The organism is Streptomyces sp. NBC_01306, from assembly GCF_026340465.1.
Lineage (GTDB): Bacteria > Actinomycetota > Actinomycetes > Streptomycetales > Streptomycetaceae > Streptomyces.
In genome coordinates, this window is sequence record NZ_JAPEPC010000002.1 from 381,842 (window position 1) to 399,466 (window position 17,625).

At 71.3% G+C, this 17,625-nt stretch carries 17 protein-coding genes; 5 read left to right on the forward strand and 12 right to left on the reverse strand.

The features are described 5' to 3' along the window. Positions 1 to 128 precede the first annotated feature (128 nt). From OG385_RS34810 to OG385_RS34820, 3 genes are all read left to right on the forward strand, one after another. Positions 129 to 977: an IclR family transcriptional regulator gene (locus OG385_RS34810; protein ID WP_266861923.1), complete on the forward strand. Its 849-nt coding sequence runs from the start codon at positions 129 to 131 to the stop codon at positions 975 to 977. A 105-nt stretch (positions 978 to 1,082) separates the two neighbouring features. Then, on the forward strand, positions 1,083 to 1,481 hold the full coding sequence (locus tag OG385_RS34815; RefSeq protein ID WP_266861925.1) for a DUF779 domain-containing protein: 399 nt from the start codon (positions 1,083 to 1,085) through the stop codon (positions 1,479 to 1,481). Between the two features lie 10 nt (positions 1,482 to 1,491). After that, entirely contained in the window at positions 1,492 to 2,001 is a 510-nt protein-coding gene (locus tag OG385_RS34820; protein WP_266861927.1) for a GNAT family N-acetyltransferase, read from the forward strand. Between the two features lie 26 nt (positions 2,002 to 2,027). Here OG385_RS34820 and OG385_RS34825 read toward each other — a convergent pair whose 3' ends face one another. From OG385_RS34825 to OG385_RS34840, 4 genes are all read right to left on the reverse strand, one after another. Beyond that, a complete protein-coding gene (locus tag OG385_RS34825; protein WP_266861929.1) occupies positions 2,028 to 2,222 on the reverse strand; it encodes a hypothetical protein in 195 nt (64 codons plus the stop codon). 127 nt (positions 2,223 to 2,349) lie between these two features. Then, entirely contained in the window at positions 2,350 to 3,441 is a 1,092-nt protein-coding gene (locus OG385_RS34830; RefSeq protein ID WP_266861930.1) for an acyl-CoA dehydrogenase family protein, read from the reverse strand. Next, a complete protein-coding gene (locus tag OG385_RS34835) occupies positions 3,438 to 4,655 on the reverse strand; it encodes an acyl-CoA dehydrogenase family protein (RefSeq protein ID WP_266861931.1) in 1,218 nt (405 codons plus the stop codon). Before OG385_RS34835 ends, OG385_RS34830 begins: the two co-directional genes overlap by 4 nt. After that, positions 4,652 to 5,620: an NADPH:quinone oxidoreductase family protein gene (locus OG385_RS34840; RefSeq protein WP_266861933.1), complete on the reverse strand. Its 969-nt coding sequence runs from the start codon at positions 5,618 to 5,620 to the stop codon at positions 4,652 to 4,654. Before OG385_RS34840 ends, OG385_RS34835 begins: the two co-directional genes overlap by 4 nt. 142 nt (positions 5,621 to 5,762) lie before the next feature. Between OG385_RS34840 and OG385_RS34845 the strand changes: the two genes are divergently transcribed. Further along, positions 5,763 to 6,650, forward strand: a complete 888-nt coding sequence (locus tag OG385_RS34845; protein ID WP_266861935.1) for an SDR family oxidoreductase — start codon at positions 5,763 to 5,765, stop codon at positions 6,648 to 6,650. 46 nt (positions 6,651 to 6,696) lie between these two features. Here OG385_RS34845 and OG385_RS34850 read toward each other — a convergent pair whose 3' ends face one another. The 8 genes from OG385_RS34850 to OG385_RS34885 form a co-directional block, all read right to left on the reverse strand. Beyond that, positions 6,697 to 7,530: an enoyl-CoA hydratase/isomerase family protein gene (locus tag OG385_RS34850; RefSeq protein ID WP_266861937.1), complete on the reverse strand. Its 834-nt coding sequence runs from the start codon at positions 7,528 to 7,530 to the stop codon at positions 6,697 to 6,699. Positions 7,531 to 7,609: 79 nt separating this feature from the next. Beyond that, positions 7,610 to 8,341, reverse strand: a complete 732-nt coding sequence (locus OG385_RS34855; RefSeq protein ID WP_266861938.1) for a PIG-L deacetylase family protein — start codon at positions 8,339 to 8,341, stop codon at positions 7,610 to 7,612. 39 nt (positions 8,342 to 8,380) lie between these two features. Then, the gene (locus OG385_RS34860; protein WP_266861940.1) at positions 8,381 to 9,679 is read right to left on the reverse strand and encodes an alpha/beta fold hydrolase; all 1,299 of its coding nucleotides are present in this window, start codon (positions 9,677 to 9,679) and stop codon (positions 8,381 to 8,383) included. A gap of 133 nt (positions 9,680 to 9,812) precedes the next feature. Then, complete coding sequence (locus OG385_RS34865; protein WP_266861941.1) at positions 9,813 to 11,255, reverse strand: L-fucose/L-arabinose isomerase family protein; 1,443 nt, start codon at positions 11,253 to 11,255, stop codon at positions 9,813 to 9,815. Between the two features lie 59 nt (positions 11,256 to 11,314). After that, entirely contained in the window at positions 11,315 to 12,442 is a 1,128-nt protein-coding gene (gene rhaS, locus OG385_RS34870; RefSeq protein ID WP_266861942.1) for a rhamnose ABC transporter substrate-binding protein, read from the reverse strand. Beyond that, the gene (locus OG385_RS34875; protein WP_266861944.1) at positions 12,439 to 13,467 is read right to left on the reverse strand and encodes an ABC transporter permease; all 1,029 of its coding nucleotides are present in this window, start codon (positions 13,465 to 13,467) and stop codon (positions 12,439 to 12,441) included. The genes rhaS and OG385_RS34875 overlap by 4 nt, the downstream gene beginning before the upstream one ends. Beyond that, positions 13,464 to 14,489, reverse strand: coding sequence for an ABC transporter permease (locus OG385_RS34880; RefSeq protein ID WP_266861946.1), 1,026 nt, complete (start codon positions 14,487 to 14,489; stop codon positions 13,464 to 13,466). Before OG385_RS34880 ends, OG385_RS34875 begins: the two co-directional genes overlap by 4 nt. Further along, on the reverse strand, positions 14,486 to 16,024 hold the full coding sequence (locus OG385_RS34885; RefSeq protein WP_266861948.1) for a sugar ABC transporter ATP-binding protein: 1,539 nt from the start codon (positions 16,022 to 16,024) through the stop codon (positions 14,486 to 14,488). Before OG385_RS34885 ends, OG385_RS34880 begins: the two co-directional genes overlap by 4 nt. A gap of 363 nt (positions 16,025 to 16,387) precedes the next feature. On the opposite strand from OG385_RS34885, the gene OG385_RS34890 reads away from it, so the two are divergent. Continuing rightward, positions 16,388 to 17,545 carry an ABC transporter ATP-binding protein gene (locus OG385_RS34890; RefSeq protein WP_266861949.1) on the forward strand — a complete coding sequence of 386 codons (1,158 nt, stop codon included), beginning with the start codon at positions 16,388 to 16,390 and terminating at the stop codon, positions 17,543 to 17,545. Positions 17,546 to 17,625 lie beyond the last annotated feature (80 nt).

Genomic DNA, 17,625 nt, shown 5'->3' on the forward strand with positions numbered 1-17,625 from the left:
GCACGGCGCCCAGTCCGCTCCCCGCACACCGCCCTGACCTGCACCGGCGAAACTCCCGCGGCGTGCCCGTCGACGGCACCGGTAGGCTGCACGAAAATTGTGGCCAGAGCCGAAAGGACCAACACCAGGTGACTGCCGGCACTCCTCCCGGACGACAGGACCCGGCCGAACGGTCGGCCAAGACCCCTGACGCGCGTGCGGGCACCCAGGCCATCGACCGGGCGATGGCTGTCCTGCGGCTGCTCATCGAGGCGGACGGGGACGTCCAGGTCACCGAGATCATCCAGCGCCTCGGACTGACCCCCGGCACCGCCCACCGGGTCGTGGGAGCCCTGGCGGCCGAGGGGTTCCTCAGCCGTAATCCCGTGACGGACGGTTACTACCTGGGCAGCACGGCCATACTGCTGGGGCAGGCGGCCCAGCGCGCCCTGGGCACCGACCGGGCCCTCCCACTGCTCCAGCAACTCAACGCAGAGACCGACGAGTCGGTGAATCTCGCGGTGCGGGACGGCGAGGAGTCCGTCGTGGTCATGCGCGTCCCCTCACCGCTGCCGCTCCGTTTCGAGCAGCACCCCGGCGCCCATTTCCCCCTGTACTCCACGGCGTCGGGCAAGGCGCTGATGAGCTTCGCGGAGCACCCCGGGGACTATCTCAGCTCGCTGCCGGCCGAACTGCGCGCCGTCACGGCGCACACCATCGGGAGCCGGGAGCGGTTCGCCGAGGAGTTGGAGCTGACCCGCGAGCGGGGGTACAGCATCGACAACGAGGAGAACGTCGAGGGCGTGCGCTGCATCGGCGCCCCGGTGCTGGACGCCCGGGGCTACGCGCACGCGGCCGTGGTGGTCCAGGTCCCGTCCGTCCGGCTGCCGGACACCCGGATCCGTGAACTGGCCCCGCGCGTGGTGGAGATCGCCACGGAGGTGGCCCGTGTCGTCCCGTCCGACCGCACCATGCGGCCGAGCCGGGGTACGTACTGAGGCAGCCGGGGCGTTCCGTGCAACCTCCTCGCAACGTTGCGGGGAGTTGACTGGGCGGAGCCCGGCCGCCCGATGAGCCGGCCGAGCGACAACCGGGAGAGTGCGATGTCCGACGCCCCGCGGGTGGAGTTCACCCCCGCCGCCGCCGATCTGATCCGCCGGCTGCGCGGGATCCACGGCCCGCTGATGTTCCATCAGTCGGGCGGCTGCTGCGACGGCAGCGCGCCCATGTGCTACCAGGCCGGGGAGTTCCGTACCGGAGGCTCGGACATCCTCCTGGAGTCGCTCGCCGTGGAGGGCGTGGCCGAGCCCGTCCCGTTCTGGATCTCGGCGAGTCAGCAGGAGGTGTGGGCGCACACCCGGCTGATCCTCGACGTCGTGGCGGGACGGGGCGGCGGCTTCTCGCTGGAGGCCCCGGAGGGCGTCAGGTTCCTCATCCGGTCCCGGCTGATCGGGCGGGCGGACCCGATTCTCGGTTGCGACGACCTCCGCCCCCAGTCGTAAGCTGCCGGGCATGATGACGTTGGAGCGGCTGCGAGCCGGTCATGCGGATGCCCTGCTGGCCTTCGAACGGGAGAACCGTACGTACTTCACACGGTTCATATCGGACCGCGGGGACGCGTACTTCGCCGGGTTCGCCGACGAGCTCCGCGCCCGGCTCGCCGAACAGGACGCCGGCGTGTGCCACTTCCATGTCATCGTGGACGACCACGGCGAGTTGGCCGGCCGCGTCAATCTCGTGGACGTCGAGGAGGGGGCCGCCGTACTCGGCTACCGGATCGGCGAGCGCGCCGCGGGCCGGGGCATGGCAACGGCCGCGGTCGACGAGGTGTGCCGCCTCGCTGCCGATGTGTACGGGCTGTCCGCACTCAGCGCGGTCGTCACCCTCGACAACCCGGCGTCCACGGCCGTGCTCCGGCACAACGGATTCACCGCGGTGGCAGACGCCAGAATCGGTGAACGCCCCGCCACCCGTTACCGGCGCCGCCTCACACCGGGCGAGGGTCACCCGCCGTCGGCCTGATCACCCGGCCGAGGCCCCGGAGGCGGTCAGGGCTTGATGTTGGCGACCATGTCCGCGGTGCCCGTGACCCCTTGCTGGATGGTCGGGGCGAGGCTGGTGCTGGCCAGCATGAAGCCGAGAAGAGCACAGACGATCGCATGGGAGAGCTTGAGTCCGCCGCCGCGGAGGAAGATCCCCGCGAGGACAACAAGCAGCAGCACAAGTGAGATCGAGATGGCCATGGTCGTCCTCCTCCGCCACACCGGGTATGCGGCATTCGGCCGTAAGTGTGGCGGAGGAGACACCCGTTTCCGGCATAAGACCTGTAAGCCGTACGGGTGTTGACTCGCTGTAACGGTCGGGCTCCGGCTACCGCGGCCCCGCCAGGTCGGCCAGCTCCGCCAGCGCCTCCCGGTGCATCCCCGCCGAACCGAGCGCCACCGCATCGGACTTGGCGCGCTTGAGGTAGAGATGCGCGGGGTGCTCCCACGTCATGCCGATACCGCCGTGCAGCTGGATGCACTCCTCGGCGGCGTGCACCGCGACGCGGCTGCAGTACGCCTGAGCGACCGAGACAGCGAGCGCCTTCTCGGGGCTGTCGGTGGCGAGCGCGTCGGCCGCGTTGCGAGCGGCGGCGCGGGCCGAGACGATCTCCAGCCAGAGCTGCGCCATCCGGTGCTTGAGCGCCTGGAACCCGCCGACGGGCCGGTTGAACTGGTGTCGTTCGCGCGTGTACCGGACGGTCTCCTCCAGACACCACTCGGCGAGCCCCAGCTGCTCCGACGCGAGCAGCCCGGCCCCGGCGAGCAGCCCCCGGTGCAGGGCCGCCCGTGAATCCTCGGGCCCGGCAAGGAGGTTGCCCTGCGCACCGTCCAAAGTGACGGTGGCCGGCGGGCGGGTGAGGTCGAGCGGGACCAGCGGCTCGACGGTGACGCCGGGGTCGCGCGCCCCTACCGCGTACAGCCCGTCGGCCGTGGGGACGAGCAGCACCTGCGCCGCCGCCGCGTCGGCGACCGCGCTCACCGTGCCGGTCAGGCCGGGGAGCACGGGCACGGAGCCGGGCGCCGTGGTCAGCGGCACCGCGAGCACCGCGACGCACTCTCCGGAGGCGAGGGTCGCGAGCAGTTCGGTGGCCGCCGTGTTTCCGGCACCGAGGCCGGTGAGCACCTCCGTGGCCACGACCGAACTGGTCAGATACGGCACTGGGGCGACGCTGCGCCCCAGCTCCTCCAGCACCACGGCGGCCTCGCGGTGCGTGGCGCCCTGGCCGCCGGACTTCTCGGGTACGAGCAGCCCCGCCAGCCCCATCTCCGCGGCCAGGGCGGGCCACAGCTGGAGGTCGCCCGGCGTGCCGGACTCCACAGCTGCCAGCAGCTCCGGTGCGCCGCAGCGGTCCGTGAGCAGGGAGCGGACGGCGGAGCGCAGGTCGTCCTCGGTCTCGGAGTACAGGAGGTCGGTCATCGGGCCAGGTCCTTCCAGGCGGCGTCCTTGTCGTTGCGTGGCTCCGAAGGCAGCCCGAGCACCCGCTCGGCGACGATGTTGAGCAGCACCTCGCTGGTACCGCCCTCGATGGAGTTCCCCTTGGAGCGCAGATAGCGGTAGCCGGCGTCGCGCCCGGTGAAGTCGACCAGTTCGGGGCGGCTCATCGTCCAGTCGCTGTACAGCAGCCCTTCCTCGCCGAGGAGTTCGACTTCGAGGCCGCTGATCTCCTGGTTGAGGCGGGCGAAGGTGAGCTTCATCCCGGAGCCCTCGGGTCCTGGCTGGCCCGCGACGAGCTGCTGGCGCAGCCTCTCGCCGGTGAGACGGGCGACCTCGGCCTCCACCCAGAGGGCGAGAAGGCGCTGGTGGAGATCGTGCGTGCGCAGTTCGGGCCGCTCGCGCCAGGTCTTCACGACCGGGCCGATCATGCCGCCCTCGCGCGGGATCCGGGAGCCGCCGATGGAGACCCGCTCGTTCATCAGGGTGGTCTGGGCGACCTTCCAGCCGTCGCCCACCGGGCCGAGCCGGTGGGTGTCGGGGATCCGTACCCCGGTGAGGAACACCTCGTTGAACTCGGCCTCGCCGGTGATCTGGCGCAGCGGCCGTACCTCGACGCCCGGGTCGGTCATGTCGCAGATGAAGTAGGTGATCCCCCGGTGTTTGGGTACGTCGGGGTCGGTGCGGGCGATGAGGATGGCCCAGCGGGCGAGATGGGCGCTGGACGTCCAGACCTTCTGCCCGGTGACGGTCCAGTGGTCGCCGTCGCGCACGGCCCGGGTCGCCAGCGCCGCGAGGTCGGAACCGGCGCCCGGCTCGCTGAAGAGCTGGCACCACACCTCGTCGCCGACCCAGAGGGGGCGCAGGAAGCGGCGCTTCTGCTCGTCCGTGCCGTAGCGCAGGATCGTCGGCGCGGCCATGCCGAGGCCGATGCCGATCCGGCGCGGGTCGTTGTCGGGCGCCCCGGCGGCCTCCAGCTCGGCGTCCACGACGGACTGGAGCGAGCGAGGTGTGCCGAGACCGCCGAGCCCGGCCGGGTAGTGCACCCAGGCGAGCCCGGCGTCGAACCGGGCGCGCAGGAAGTCGGTACGGCCGGTGGACGCCGGAGGGTGGGCTGCGAGCAGTTCGCGGGTACGCAGCCGCAGCGCTTCGGCGTCCGGCTGCGCGGTGTTGTCGGGCTGCGGGCTGTTCTCCGTCATCGGGCCGCCCCTTCCGGGACGATCACGACGCGGCCGGTGGTGACGCCGTCGGCGACCCGCTGGACCGCGGCAGCCGCGTCCTTGAGCGCGACCCGCTCGGAGACCAGCGGTTTGACGGTTCCCTCGGCGGCGAGCGCGGTCAGCTCGGCATGGCAGCGCCCGATCGACGCGGGCTCCTTCTGCGCGTACAGGCCCCAGTGCAGGCCCATGATCGTGTAGTTCTTCACCAGGGCGTGGTTGAGCGCAGGGGTCGGGATGGTGCCGCCGGCGAATCCGACGACCACGATCCGGCCCTCGAAGGCCACGCACTTCGCGGACTTGGTGTACGCGTCGCCGCCGACCGGGTCGTAGACGACGTCCGCGCCCCTGCCCGCGGTGAACTCCTTGACCTTGGCGACGATGTCGTCGGCGCGCCGGTCGATGACCAGGTCGCACCCCAGCTCCGCGGCGATGCGGGCCTTCTCCGGGCCGCCGGCCACGCCGATGACCGTGGCCCCGGCTGCTTTGCCCAGCTGTACGGCGGCGCTGCCGACGCCGCCCGCCGCCGCGTGCACGAGCAGCGTCTCGCCGCTCTGGAGACGCGCGCGGCGGTGCAGGCCGAACCAGCCCGTCTGGTAGCCGATGTGCATCGCGGCGGCCTCGGCGTCGTCCAGGGCGGGGGGCGCCGGGAGAACGGCGGCCTCGTCGACGACGACGTACTCGGCGAAACCGCCGTGCGGGAGCGCCGGGTTGGCGATCACCCTGCGTCCGTCGGCGGTCTCGCCGCAGACCTCCACGCCAGGGGTGAAGGGCAGCGGCGGGCGTACCTGGTACTCGCCCCGGCAGAGCAGCGCATCGGGGAAGTTGATGTTGGCCGCCAGGACTTTCAGCTTGAGCTGACCCGGGCCTGCCTGCGGTTCCGCGACCTCGTCGAGGCGCATGACCTCTCCGGGCTCGCCGTTCTCGTGCACTCGCCATGCCTGCATCAGGGGCCTCCATACACCATAGGCTGTACTGCGCTCAGCGCATACTAAGCGGTCGCTTGCCTCGCTGTGAACCGTCCCCGCCGACCGGTTCCGCGCCGCCGCCCCTCTGGAGGTTTCAGGGCGTACGGGGTATCGATGCCCCATGACGGACGACAGGTACCCGGGACTGCCCGCTCCTCCCCCGCCCGGCGTGAGCGCACTGCCGCCGGGCACCTATGCGGAGAGCACGGTGATGGTGACGGGTGGTGGTTCGGGGCTCGGGAAGGCGATGGCCGCGGAGTTCGCGCGGCTCGGCGCCTCGCTGGTCATCGTCGGACGCGACGCGGGACGGCTGGAGAGGGCGCGGGACGAGCTGGCAGCGCTGGGCGGGCGCGTGGTGAGCGCCGTGTGCGACATCAGAGAGCCGGAACAGGTGGCCGGGGCGTTCGACGCGGCCGAGTCGGCTGCCGGACTGCCCGGTGTGCTGGTGAACAGCGCGGCGGCCAACTTCCCCGTCCCGGCCGAGGACATGTCGCCGAACGCCTGGCGCGCCGTGCTCGACACCACCCTCACCGGCACCTGGTTCATGACACGTGAGTTCGGCCGCAGGCACCTGGCGGCCCGGACCGGCGGATCGGTGATCAATGTGGGCGCTTCCTACGCCTGGACCGGTGGCCCGGGATTCGCGCACTCCGCCGCCGCCAAGGCCGGAGTGAAGAACCTGGTCGAGACCCTGGCGGTCGAGTGGGGACCGTACGGCATCCAGGTGAACGGCCTGGTGCCCGGACTCTTCCCGCACGCGGACCTGCCCGGGGCAATCCGCGGCCACCTCGACAGCGCCGACGACAAGGCCGTACGCCAGCCGGCCCTGCGGGTCGGGCAGCCCCACGAGCTAGGGTGGGCCGCGACCTTCCTGGCCTCGCCGTACGCACGCTTCATCTCCGGGCACACCCTGGTCGTGGACGGCGCGAACTGGCAGCGGCGGGGGCTGGTCGGCGCCCCGGTGGTGCCGGTGCGCGAACAGCTCGGACGGGACCCGTTCACCCCGTGAAGCACCGGCGGGCCTCCCCCTGACCGACACTGATGCGGACGAGCGCCTAACGGCCCTCGAATCCGGGCCGGCGGCGGGCCGCTCCGGCCGCGTACCCCTCCCGGACGTCCTCGGAGGTCAGCGTGAGGGCGGCGGACATGGCCGTACGGTCCAGGGCGGATGCGAGGCCCGCGTCCGCGAACGCGTCGATGTCGCGTTTCACGGCGCGGACCGCGAGCGGTGCGTTGGCCGCGATCTCGGCCGCGACCTCCCGTGCCGCGGTGTCCAGTTGCGCCCGCTCCACGACCAGTTGGACGAGTCCGAGGCGTTCGGCGGTGCCGACGTCGATACGACGCCCGGTCAGCGCCAGGAACTTGGCCCAGCCCGCCCCGGCCTCCCGGGCGATCCGTAGATCCCCGCCCGCGTCGACGGCCACCCCCAGCTGCGCCTCCGGGAGCGCGAACACCGCGTCGTCGGCCGCGACCCTGATGTCCGCCAGCAGGGCCAGCTCGAATCCGAAGCCGAGGCAGTACCCCTGCACGGCCGCGACCACCGGCTGCGGGAGCCCCGCGAACACCGCGAACCGCTCGTGCACCCAGCGGATCCCCTCGTAGTACCGCTGGGTCCGCTCGGCCGGGGAGCGTCCGGTGATCGCGCCACCGGGGGCCGTCACGTCGATGCCCGCGCAGAAGGCCCGCCCGTCCGCGCGCAGCAGCACGGCCCGGACCGCCGGGTCGAAACGGATCCGGTCGGCCAGCAGCCCCAGCTGGCGGCTCGACTCCCAGCTCCAGCCGTTGAGCCGCTCGGGGCAGCAGAGCGTGAGGACCGCCACCCCGTCATCGACCCGCAGCGTGATGCGCTCCTCGCCGTCCGGGATGTCCGTGCTCAGTGTGTCGATCATCCGCACCCCCTGGGCCTTGCCCCGCCCCACCCGGCCCGGGACGCCATAACTGACGGCCCATCAGACTAGGGGGTGCGGTTCACCGGGGGAAGAGCTCGAAGGTGACCGCGGGCCTGCCGCCGAACCGTGCGGCCGCCGCCGTCGCGTTCCCGGTCAGGAAGGTACGGCAGTACGTCTCGGGGTCCTCGTCGGTCAGCGCCTCGATATAGGTGCGGTGTTCGAGCAGGGAACGCACCGAACGCTCAAGACCACCGGTCACGTCCACCGCGTGCGTCGGTGAGGACGATCCGGCGACCGCCACCCAGCGCACACCGTTCCACGGCTGGAGCCCCCGCGCGGCAAGCTCGGGGAAGATCCAGCGGTTCCCCGCGTCGCCGGCCGCGTCCAGCACCGCCCGGCCGACCGCCACATGGTCCGGCGTGTTCCAGGCGACACCGCCCCAGGTGTCCCGGTGGTTGAGCGTGATGACCAGCTCGGGACGGTGTCCGCGGATGGCGGCCGCGATGTCCCGGCGCAGCCCCGGGCCGTACTCGATCACTCCGTCGTGGTGGTCCAGGAACTCGACCGACCGCACGCCGACGACCGCGGCGCTCGCCCGCTGCTCCCGCTCGCGCAGCGGGCCGCACCGGGCGGGCTCGACGCCGTCGATGCCCGCCTCGCCGCGCGTGGCGAGGAGATACGAGATCTCACGCCCCTCGTCCGTCCACCCCGCGACGGCGGCGGCGCAGCCGTACTCCAGGTCGTCGGGGTGGGCGACGACGGCGAGTGCGCGCTCCCACTGGTCGGGCATGGGCTCCAGCTGCTCGGTCATGACCGCATGATCACCCACCCGGCCGTCGGCGGCAACGCCTCAGACCTCACCCCGGACCAGCGCGAGCAGCCGGTCGAGCACCCGCGGCCCGCCGGCCCTGACCCCGTCGTGCTCGAACTCGTCGGTGACCCAGGTGCGCAGCCCGCGGATGGCCCGCGCGGTGCGCAGCGCCTGTTCCGTGTCGACGTACATGTCGTCGTGGTAGACGGCGGCGGCGACCGGCACCTCGTTCGCCGCGAGCCGGTCCCTGTCGTACAGCCGGGGCCAGTCCGTACGGGCGGCGAGCAGCTCGGCGGTCTCGCGCAGCGGGCGAAGGGCCGGGTCGACCTCGAAGTGCCAGGGGTGCACGGACTCGCCGGTGAAGGGCAGCGGAGCGTCACCGGCGAGGGCCCGCTCGGCGTCGAAGGCGGGGAATTCGGCGCGCACCCGCTCGGCCGACCAGTTGGTGGGGCGGCTGTCCTGGCCGTAGATCGCCTCGTGGACGAGCGCGTACAGCGGGTGCGCGGCGAAGGAGAGCGCAGCGTGCACCCGCTCCTGGAAGGAGTCCGAGAGCTGCGGGCCCTGCGGGGTCTCGACGAAGGCGTCCTCCAGGAGGTAGTGCAGGGCGTGGCTGCCGTCGCCGCCGCCCAGCGCGATGCCCAGGGACTGGAAGGCCTCGACGGTGAGGGTGTAGCCGCTGTTCAGCACCGGGCGGTTGGCGCGCAGGAAGGCGGCGATGCGGCGGGCGTTGGCGACGTCCTGCGGGTAGCGGGCGTAGTGGGCGGCCGTCTTGCGGGCGATCCGCGGGTAGGCGGCCCGGTAGACGTCGTCGGCGTGCCCGTCGAATGTGGGGAGCCCGCCGGTGATCAGCGCAGCGGCGAGACCCTCGGGTGCCGCGGAGAGGTAGCGGACGGCGCAGAACCCGCCGAAGCTCTGGCCGAGTACGGTCCACGGCGCACCGCCGGTGAGCCGCGGGCGGACGATCTCGCAGTCCCGGACGATGGAGTCGGAGCGGAAGTGCGTCAGATAGCCGGCCTGCTCGGCGGGGCCGCCGCGCAGCGGAAGCGTCTGGCGGTTGACGGGTGTGGAGGATCCGGTGCCGCGCTGGTCGAGCAGCAGTACCCGGAACTCCCGCACGGCGCGCCCCAGCCAGGCCTGCTTCCCGTGGAACCGGTTCGCGCCGAATCCGGGCCCGCCCTGGAGGTAGACCAGCCACGGGAGTCCGGCGTCCTCCTTGCCGGATGCGACGACCTCGCGGGCGTACAGCTCGATCTGCTCCCCGTCCGGCCGCTCGTGGTCCAGGGGGACCTGGAACCGGTGATCGGTGAGGACGAGGCCGGGCTGGTGGTAACGGGTCATCGGTGCTCCTGATCGGACGTGCGGCACCCTTCGGACGTGCGGCACCCTCATGATCCACCATGTCCGGCGGGCGGTGTCGGGCGGTCGGCCGGCTGCGCCGGGCGGGCTGTCAGGCGGGCTGTCGGACGGGCTGTCAGGCGGTGACCTCCACCAGTTCCGGGCCGCCGAGACCGGCCAGCGCCCGCAGGTCGGGCAGCAGCCGCCCGGTGGCGAGCGCCCAGTGGTGCCCGACACCGCTCGCGCTCCAGAGGTCGGTCCACTCCCCCGGGTCCACCCCGAAGTCGACCCGGGACGTGGTGTTCCCGATCTTCAGCCGTGGACCGCCGACGACCTCGCCCTCGGCGGCGACGATCCGGTAGCGGCCGTCCCGGGTCTGCCCGAGTCCGACCAGGGTGACCGGGCCGTGCCGGACGTCGAACTCGACGGAGACACCCCAGCCGCGCTTCCCGTGGAACACCCCGAGACCGCGCAGCAGCGGGCGTCCTTCACTGAGGGCTGGATGGCCGGGGCCGTCGTGGCCCATCTCGACCACACCGGCCCGGAAGTCCAGCGCCTGGAGTTCGGTGAAGGAGCCTCCGGCGCCGAGCCGGTCGGCGATCAGCATGGCCAGCGATGTGCGCAGTTCGTACTCGCCGCAGGCCGGTATCCCGCGCGCGGTCAGCAGCGAGGCGCCCAGGATGAGCCCGGCGCCCAGCCGTTCGTGGATGTCGCCGTCGAGGCCCCGGTGGTAGTACGCGAGCGAGTCGAGGTCGAAGTCGGCGACAAGCCGGTCGAGCCCCGCGGAGACCCTGGCCGCCCAGAGCAGGTCGTCGGTTGCGACGGATGGGTCGATGTCGAAGAGCCGCCGGGTCTCGGCGAGTCTCGCCTCGGTCTCGTCGTCACCGGCCTGCGCGACCCGTACCCGCAGGTCGTCGATCTCCAGCACCTCGACATGTCCGCCGAGGCTGCCCGGGACCATGGTGAGGTCGGTGGACACGTCGTACATCCCCGGATAGAGGTGTCCCAGCAGTCCGTGCCGGCCGTGGCGCAGCACGGCCCGCACACCGGCCGCGCGGACCCAGCGGCCGATCCGCTCCCAGGCCCGCTCGTCCTCCAGGTGACCGGAGACCGAGCGGAACTCCACCCCCACCCGCTCGAAGGTGTTGGCCATCTCGGGGAGCGGACAGGCGCCGCAGTACGCGAGCCAGTCACCGGTACCGAAGGAGTCGTGGTCCATCGACTCGGTGGGCTGGAGGTTGACGAGCAGGACGGGAGCACCGCTGCGCCGGGCCACCGGGACCAGCATGGTGGCGGTCAGATACGTCGCGAGGAAACAGACGATGAGGTCGCAGCCCGCGGCACGCAGCCGCTCGGCCGCTTCCGCGCCCTCCTGGGCGTCGGAGACGAACCCGGCGTCCACCACCTCCGCGTCGAGCCCGCGCAGCCGCTCCGCCACCCTGGCCGCGGAGCGGCGCAACTGCGGGAGCAGTTCAGGGAACTGCGGCCAGTACGCGCCGAGCCCGCCCGATACGAGTCCGACCTTGGGCCTGCGGGCGACGGCGGGTGTCCGTGCGGTCCTGGCGGTCCTGGCGGTCATGGTGTCCAGTGCTCCCGTCCTGTCCGTGCTGCGTGCGCTGTGTGCGCGGGTTGCGGGGCTCAGAAGTTGAACCGGTCGATGTTCGCCCTGTCGAAGACGGTGGGCGGGCCGAGGATGACCTCGCCGTCCTTCCCGACGGTGTAGTCACCCAGGTCACCGGCCTTGAACTTCTCGCCCTCCGCCCCGGTGATCTGCCCGGAGGCGAGCGCCGCCGCCGCGTACGACGCGAGCTTGCCGAGCTTCTTGGGGTCCCAGAGCGCGAACTGCGCGACGGTGCCGTCCTTGACGTACTTGCGCATCTGATTGGGCGTACCCAGACCGTTCACAACGACCTTCCCCTTGTAGGAGGAGGCACTGATGTACCGGGCGGCCGCGGCGATACCGACGGTCGTGGGCGAGATGATGCCCTTCAGCTTCGGGTACGCCTTGAGCAGCCCCTGCGTCTCCTGGAAGGACTTCTGGTCGTCGTCGTCCCCGTAGGCGACCTTCACGAGCTTCATGTTCTTGTACGCCGGTTTCTTCAGCTCGTCCTTCATGTACGAGATCCAGGTGTTCTGGTTCGTCGCGTTCTGGGTGGCCGAGAGGATCGCGATCTGGCCCTTGTAGTGCAGCTGTTCGGCGATGTGCTGGATCTGGGTGCGGCCGATCTGTTCGGAACTGGCCTGGTTGATGAAGATCTGCCGGCAGTCCTTGGCGGTGTCCGAGTCGTACGCGACGACCTTGATGTTCTGCTTCATGGCCTGTTTGAGCGGGCCGCACACCGCGTTGGGGTCGTTGGCCGCGATGAGGATGGCGTTCTGCCGCTGCTGGGTCAGGGTGTTGATGTACGAGACCTGGGAGGACGCCTTGGCGTCGGACGGGCCGACCTCCTTGCCGCTGGAGCCGAACCCCTTGGCGGCGGCGATCCCCGCGTTGTCGACGATCTGCTCGTACGGGTTGTTGATCTGCTTCGGCAGGAAGGCCAGTTTGAGCCCCTTCTTCAGCGGGGCGTCCGGGTTGGCCTTCTGACCGCTCTCGGCCGGCTTGTCGTCGTTCTTCACCGAGTTCTTGGTGGTTCCCGAGCAGCCCGCGAGAGCGAGGGAACAGACCACGGCGGTGACCGCGAGCGCACGGATGCGTGGCCTCGTGCTGCGGGCTTCCGGGGCAAGAGCTTTCCGGGCAAGGGGGTTCGCGACAAGGGACTTCATGATGTGGAGGGCCTCTCAAGTCGTGTCTGGTCGGGGAGTTGGCCGGGGGTGAGTTGGTCGGGGGTGCTGCGCCGTTCCGATACCGCGCTGATGACGCGCGGAGTGAGGACGGACGCGATGAGCAGCAGGCCGGTGACGATCACCTGGACCTCGTTGGACACATCGTTGAGGGTGAGCAGATTGCCGAGCAGTCCGATCAGCAGGACCCCGGCGACCGCGCCGCCGAGCGTTCCCTTTCCGCCGTCGAAGTCGACTCCGCCGAGCAGGACCGAGGCGATGACGGTGAGTTCGAGGCCGATGCCGTTGTCGGCGCGTGCGCTTCCGTAGCGCAGCGTGTAGACGATCCCGGCGAACGAGGCGACGAGTCCGGACACTGCGAACAGGGCGATCTTGATGCGCTTGACGCGGATGCCCGCGAAGTACGCCGCGTCCTCCTGGGCGCCGATGGCGAAGAGCGAGCGGCCGAACCCCGTGCAGTGCAGCACCACGGCCGTGATCACGGCGAGCACGATGAACAGGGCGACCGGGTACGGCACGAACGTGCCGGGCACCGTCCTGGTGTAGGCCGCCCACTTCGCGTACGCGTCGGGGAAGTCGGCGACGGCCTTGTCCCCCAGGACCACGGACGCCAGTCCCCGGTAGAGGGTGAGCGTCCCGATGGTCACGGCCAGCGAGGGCAGTCCGATCCGGGTGACCAGCCAGCCGTTCAGCACACCGCCCGCCGCACCCACCAACAGGCAGACGGGCACGATCAGTTCGAAGGTCCAGCCCGCGTCCCACAGGGCCCCGGCAAGTGCGCTGGAGAGCCCGAGCATCGACGCCACCGAGAGGTCCACCTGCCCGGCGACGACCAGCAGTGTCATCGGCAGGGCGATCAGGGCGATCTCCGCGGTGTCGTCCAGCGCGGCGGAGAGGTTGGAGGTGTCGGCGAAGCCGTCGGTGGTGCCCGCCCCCGCCAGGAAGACGGCGACCAGGAGCACGGTGACGACGGTGTCCCAGCGCACGTACTTGGTGAGAGTGGTCATCGCCTGCTCCTCTTCCGCAGGGCACTGGTGGTGCGCACCTGCACGATGCGGTCGGTGGTGATGGCCGCCAGCAGCAGCACGCCGGTGATGGCCTGCTGCCAGAAGGAGTCGACCTTCAGCACGACCAGGGCGCTGCCGATGGTGGTGAGCAGCAGCGCGCCGAGCGCCGCTCCCCAGACCGCGCCGGTGCCACCGGTGATGGCGACACCGCCGACGACGACGGCGCTGACCACGGTGAGCTCCCAGCCGTTGGCCGCGTCCGCGACGACGGTGCCGAAGCGGGCGAGCCAGAGCGCCCCGGCGAATCCGGCGACCGCACCCGAGAAGGCGTACGCGCCCAGGATCCTGCGGCGGACCGGAATGCCCGCGAGCCGGGCGGCCTCGGGGCTGGAGCCGATGGCGTACAGCTCGCGTCCGCTGCGGTAGCTCCGCAGGTAGTACGCGGTCCCGGCGAGGACGGCCGCGGAGATCAGCGGCAGATAGGGAATGCCGAGGACGCTGCCGGTGCCGAGCGACAGCACGCCGTCGGGGACGTTGACGGCGTTGATCTGCTCGCCGTGCGCCCAGGCCTGGTCGACGCCCTGGACGACGTACAGCATGCCGAGCGTGACGACCAGCGCGGGCACCCGTCCGAAGCTGACGAGCGCTCCGCTGACGAGGCCGCAGACCACACCGAGCCCGAGCCCCAGCAGGACGACGGTGACGGCGCTGTGGTCGGTGCCGGACACGAAGTGGCCGCAGGCGAAGGCCGTGAGGCCGGTGACCGAGCCGACCGAGAGGTCGATGTTGCGGGTGATGACGACGACGGACTGGCCGACGGCGAGCAGGACCAGGATCGAGGAGTTGAGCAGCAGGTCCTTGATGCCCTGGTCGTCGAGGAAGCCGTGGTTGGTGAGCCAGGTGCAGAGGATGAGCAGCACCAGCGCGCCGCCGATGCTCAGTTCGCGGGCGCGGAAGACGGTGTCGAGCAGGGAGCGCGCGGAGTCCGGTGCGGGCAGGGGCTTGTCGAGCGTGGTGGTCATGCCGCCGCGTCCTCCTCGGTACCGCTGCGTCCCGCCGCCGCGGCCATCACTGACTCCTCGGTGGCGCCGGAGCGGGGAATTTCGGCCACCAGCCGCCCTTCGCGCATGACCAGCACCCGGTCCGCCATGCCCAGGACCTCCGGCAGATCGGACGAGACCATCAGGACGGCGAGCCCTTCGGCGGCGAGCCCGGAGAGCAGCCGGTGGACCTCGGCCTTGGTGCCCACGTCGATACCGCGGGTGGGTTCGTCGATGATGAGCACATCGGGTTCGGTGGCCAGCCACTTGGCGAGGACGACCTTCTGCTGGTTGCCGCCGGAGAGCACTCCGACGCCTGCGCCGAGCCTGCTGTACTTGAGCTGGAGCCGTACCGCCCAGTCCGCGGCCCGCGCGGTCTCCAGTCTCCGGCGCACCAGGCCCGCGCGGCCGAGGCTGCCGAGTCCGGTGAGGCCGATGTTGCGCTCGATCGACATCTCCATGACGAGACCGCGCTGGCGCCGGTCCTCCGGGACGAGGGCGATCCCGGCGTCCATCGCCGCTGTGGGTGAACCGGGGGGCAGCCGCCGCCCGTTCACCGTCACCTCGCCCGCGTCCGCCCGGTCGACACCGAAGACCGCTTGGACGACCTCGCTGCGCCCGGCGCCGACGAGCCCGGCGAGCGCGACGATCTCGCCGCGGCGCACGTCGAAGCTGATGTCCCGGAAGACGCCTTCGCGGGTCAGCCTGCTGACGGACAGGGCGGTCTCACCGAGCGCGGCCGGCTGCTTGGGGTAGAGCTCGCCGAGGTCACGTCCCACCATCCGGCGTACGAGGTCGTCCTCGGTCAGTCCGTCGAGGAGCTCGGTGGCGACCAGCCGCCCGTCGCGCAGGGTGGTGACGCGCCGGCAGAGCCGGAACATCTCCTCAAGACGGTGCGAGATGAAGAGCACCGCTGCTCCCTCGCCGCGCAGCGTCTCGACCACCGCGAAGAGCCGGGCCGCCTCGCTCCCGGTGAGGGCGGCGGTCGGCTCGTCCATGATCAGGACCCGGGCGTCGAAGGAGAGCGCCTTGGCGATCTCGACGATCTGCTGGTCCGCGATGGACAGTCCGCGTGCGGGCCGTGCGGGGTCGAGTGCCACGCCGAGCCTGCGCATCAGCGCGGCGGTCGCCTCGTGCACGGCCCTGCGGTCGATACGGCGCAGCGCCCGGCGCGGCTGACGGCCCATGAAGATGTTCTCGGCGATGGACAGATCGGGGAAGAGCGTCGGCTCCTGGTAGATGACGGCGACACCCGCGTCGCGGGCGTCGGCCGGTCCATGGAACTCGACGGGTTCGCCGTCCAGCAGAATCCGGCCTGCGTCGGCTCTGTGCACGCCGGCGAGGATCTTGATGAGGGTGGACTTGCCCGCCCCGTTCTCCCCCGCGAGGGCGTGAGCCTCACCGGCGAACAGGTGCAGGGAGACGTCCTGGAGGGCCCGAACCGCGCCGAAGGACTTGGAGACGTCCTCCAGCGCGAGCACGGGAGCAGGGCCCGCGCCCGGGTCGGACTGGGTCATGGAAGCTCCTCGGTGGCTGAGGGTACGCGCCTCGAACACATGAAAGGTTTCAACTCGATTGCACGGAAGCTAGGGGCGCCGTTCGCCCCACGTCAATGGGCGTGCAGCAGAAAATTTCGCTGCGCCTGACAGCTTGGGCCACCCATGGAATCCGCCCTGGACAAACAACCGTCCCCTCGGGATACTGAAACGATTCATCGCTTGTTTCAGTATCCTGACCCAGCCTCCCGTTTCACCGGACCGGTTCACCGGATGGTTCACCGGATGTGGCCCCGCCCGGTGGCCATCACGCGCCCAGGGGCGCCCGTTCTCCGCAGGTGCCGCTGGTGAGCGCGGTGCGGCCCCGGCGGTTAGCGTTGATCCATGATCGAGTTCGAGCAGGTCGGCAAGGTCTACCCGGACGGCACGGCGGCTGTGGACGATCTGTCGTTCGAGGTCGCGGAGGGCGAACTGGTGACCCTCGTCGGCCCGTCGGGCTGCGGCAAGACGACCACGATGATGATGGTGAACCGGCTCATCGAACCGACCTCCGGCCGGATCCTGGTGGACGGCAAGGACATCTCCGGCATCGACCCGGTCCGGCTGCGGCGCGGAATCGGCTACGTCATCCAACAGGTGGGCCTCTTCCCGCACCGCACGGTCCTCGACAACACGGCCACCGTGCCGGCCCTGGTCGGCTGGAAGAAGGCCAGGGCCAGGGAGCGCGCCGCCGAACTCCTCGATCTGGTCGGACTCGACCCCGGTACCTACGGGTCGCGGTACCCGTCGCAGCTGTCCGGGGGCCAGCGGCAGCGGGTCGGGGTTGCCAGGGCGCTCGCCGCCGATCCGCCCGTCCTGCTGATGGACGAACCGTTCGGCGCGGTCGACCCCGTGGTGCGCGAGCGGCTGCAGAACGAGTTCCTCAAGCTCCAGGCGACGGTGCACAAGACGGTGCTGATGGTGACCCATGACATCGAGGAAGCCGTGCGGATGGGTGACCGGATCGCGGTGTACGGGGAGGGGCGCATCGAGCAGTTCGACACCCCGGGAGCAGTGCTCGGTACGCCGGCGACTCCCTACGTGGCCGAGTTCGTGGGCGCCGACCGCGGGCTGAAACGGCTCTCCGTCACCCGGATCGAGACGGACGACCTGGAACAGCCGCCCGTGGCCCGTCTCGACGAGACGGCCGGGACGGTTGCCGGACGCCTGCGCGCCGATGGGGCGCGGTGGGCCGTGGTCCTGAGGCAGGACGGCGGGCTGCACGGCTGGGTGGCCACCGACTCGCTCCTGGGGGCGAGCGGCGCGGTGGGACCGCTGGCCCGCCGGATGGAGGCCTGGGTTCCGGTGGGGGCGCCGCTGAAGCAGGCGTTCAGCGAGATGCTGCAGCACGACGCCGGGTGGGTGGCGGTGCTGGACGGGGACCGGTTCCTCGGTGTGCTGACTCCGGCCAAACTGCACGAGGCGCTGCGGCGCTCGGTGGACGCGGACGCGCACGGGCTCACGCGGGACGAGGTGGAATTCACCTCCATCGCGGACGTGTGAGCGCGCTGACGGTTACGCGGCTGTGAGGCGGTGCGGCTGACTGTGCGGCTAACCGTGCGGCGGTGCGGCGGTGCGGCGGT

Excerpts from the sequence above, each read along its gene's own strand:
- OG385_RS34815 (WP_266861925.1), top strand. The coding sequence starts at position 1,083 with ATGTCCGACGCCCCGCGGGTGGAGTTCACCCCCGCCGCCGCCGATCTG.
- OG385_RS34865 (WP_266861941.1), bottom strand. The coding sequence starts at position 11,255 with ATGACCGCCAGGACCGCCAGGACCGCACGGACACCCGCCGTCGCCCGC.
- OG385_RS34840 (WP_266861933.1), bottom strand. The coding sequence starts at position 5,620 with ATGCAGGCATGGCGAGTGCACGAGAACGGCGAGCCCGGAGAGGTCATG.
- OG385_RS34820 (WP_266861927.1), top strand. The coding sequence starts at position 1,492 with ATGATGACGTTGGAGCGGCTGCGAGCCGGTCATGCGGATGCCCTGCTG.
- OG385_RS34855 (WP_266861938.1), bottom strand. The coding sequence starts at position 8,341 with ATGACCGAGCAGCTGGAGCCCATGCCCGACCAGTGGGAGCGCGCACTC.
- rhaS (WP_266861942.1), bottom strand. The coding sequence starts at position 12,442 with ATGAAGTCCCTTGTCGCGAACCCCCTTGCCCGGAAAGCTCTTGCCCCG.
- OG385_RS34825 (WP_266861929.1), bottom strand. The coding sequence starts at position 2,222 with ATGGCCATCTCGATCTCACTTGTGCTGCTGCTTGTTGTCCTCGCGGGG.
- OG385_RS34885 (WP_266861948.1), bottom strand. The coding sequence starts at position 16,024 with ATGACCCAGTCCGACCCGGGCGCGGGCCCTGCTCCCGTGCTCGCGCTG.
- OG385_RS34845 (WP_266861935.1), top strand. The coding sequence starts at position 5,763 with ATGACGGACGACAGGTACCCGGGACTGCCCGCTCCTCCCCCGCCCGGC.
- OG385_RS34835 (WP_266861931.1), bottom strand. The coding sequence starts at position 4,655 with ATGACGGAGAACAGCCCGCAGCCCGACAACACCGCGCAGCCGGACGCC.
- OG385_RS34875 (WP_266861944.1), bottom strand. The coding sequence starts at position 13,467 with ATGACCACTCTCACCAAGTACGTGCGCTGGGACACCGTCGTCACCGTG.
- OG385_RS34890 (WP_266861949.1), top strand. The coding sequence starts at position 16,388 with ATGATCGAGTTCGAGCAGGTCGGCAAGGTCTACCCGGACGGCACGGCG.
- OG385_RS34880 (WP_266861946.1), bottom strand. The coding sequence starts at position 14,489 with ATGACCACCACGCTCGACAAGCCCCTGCCCGCACCGGACTCCGCGCGC.
- OG385_RS34850 (WP_266861937.1), bottom strand. The coding sequence starts at position 7,530 with ATGATCGACACACTGAGCACGGACATCCCGGACGGCGAGGAGCGCATC.
- OG385_RS34830 (WP_266861930.1), bottom strand. The coding sequence starts at position 3,441 with ATGACCGACCTCCTGTACTCCGAGACCGAGGACGACCTGCGCTCCGCC.
- OG385_RS34860 (WP_266861940.1), bottom strand. The coding sequence starts at position 9,679 with ATGACCCGTTACCACCAGCCCGGCCTCGTCCTCACCGATCACCGGTTC.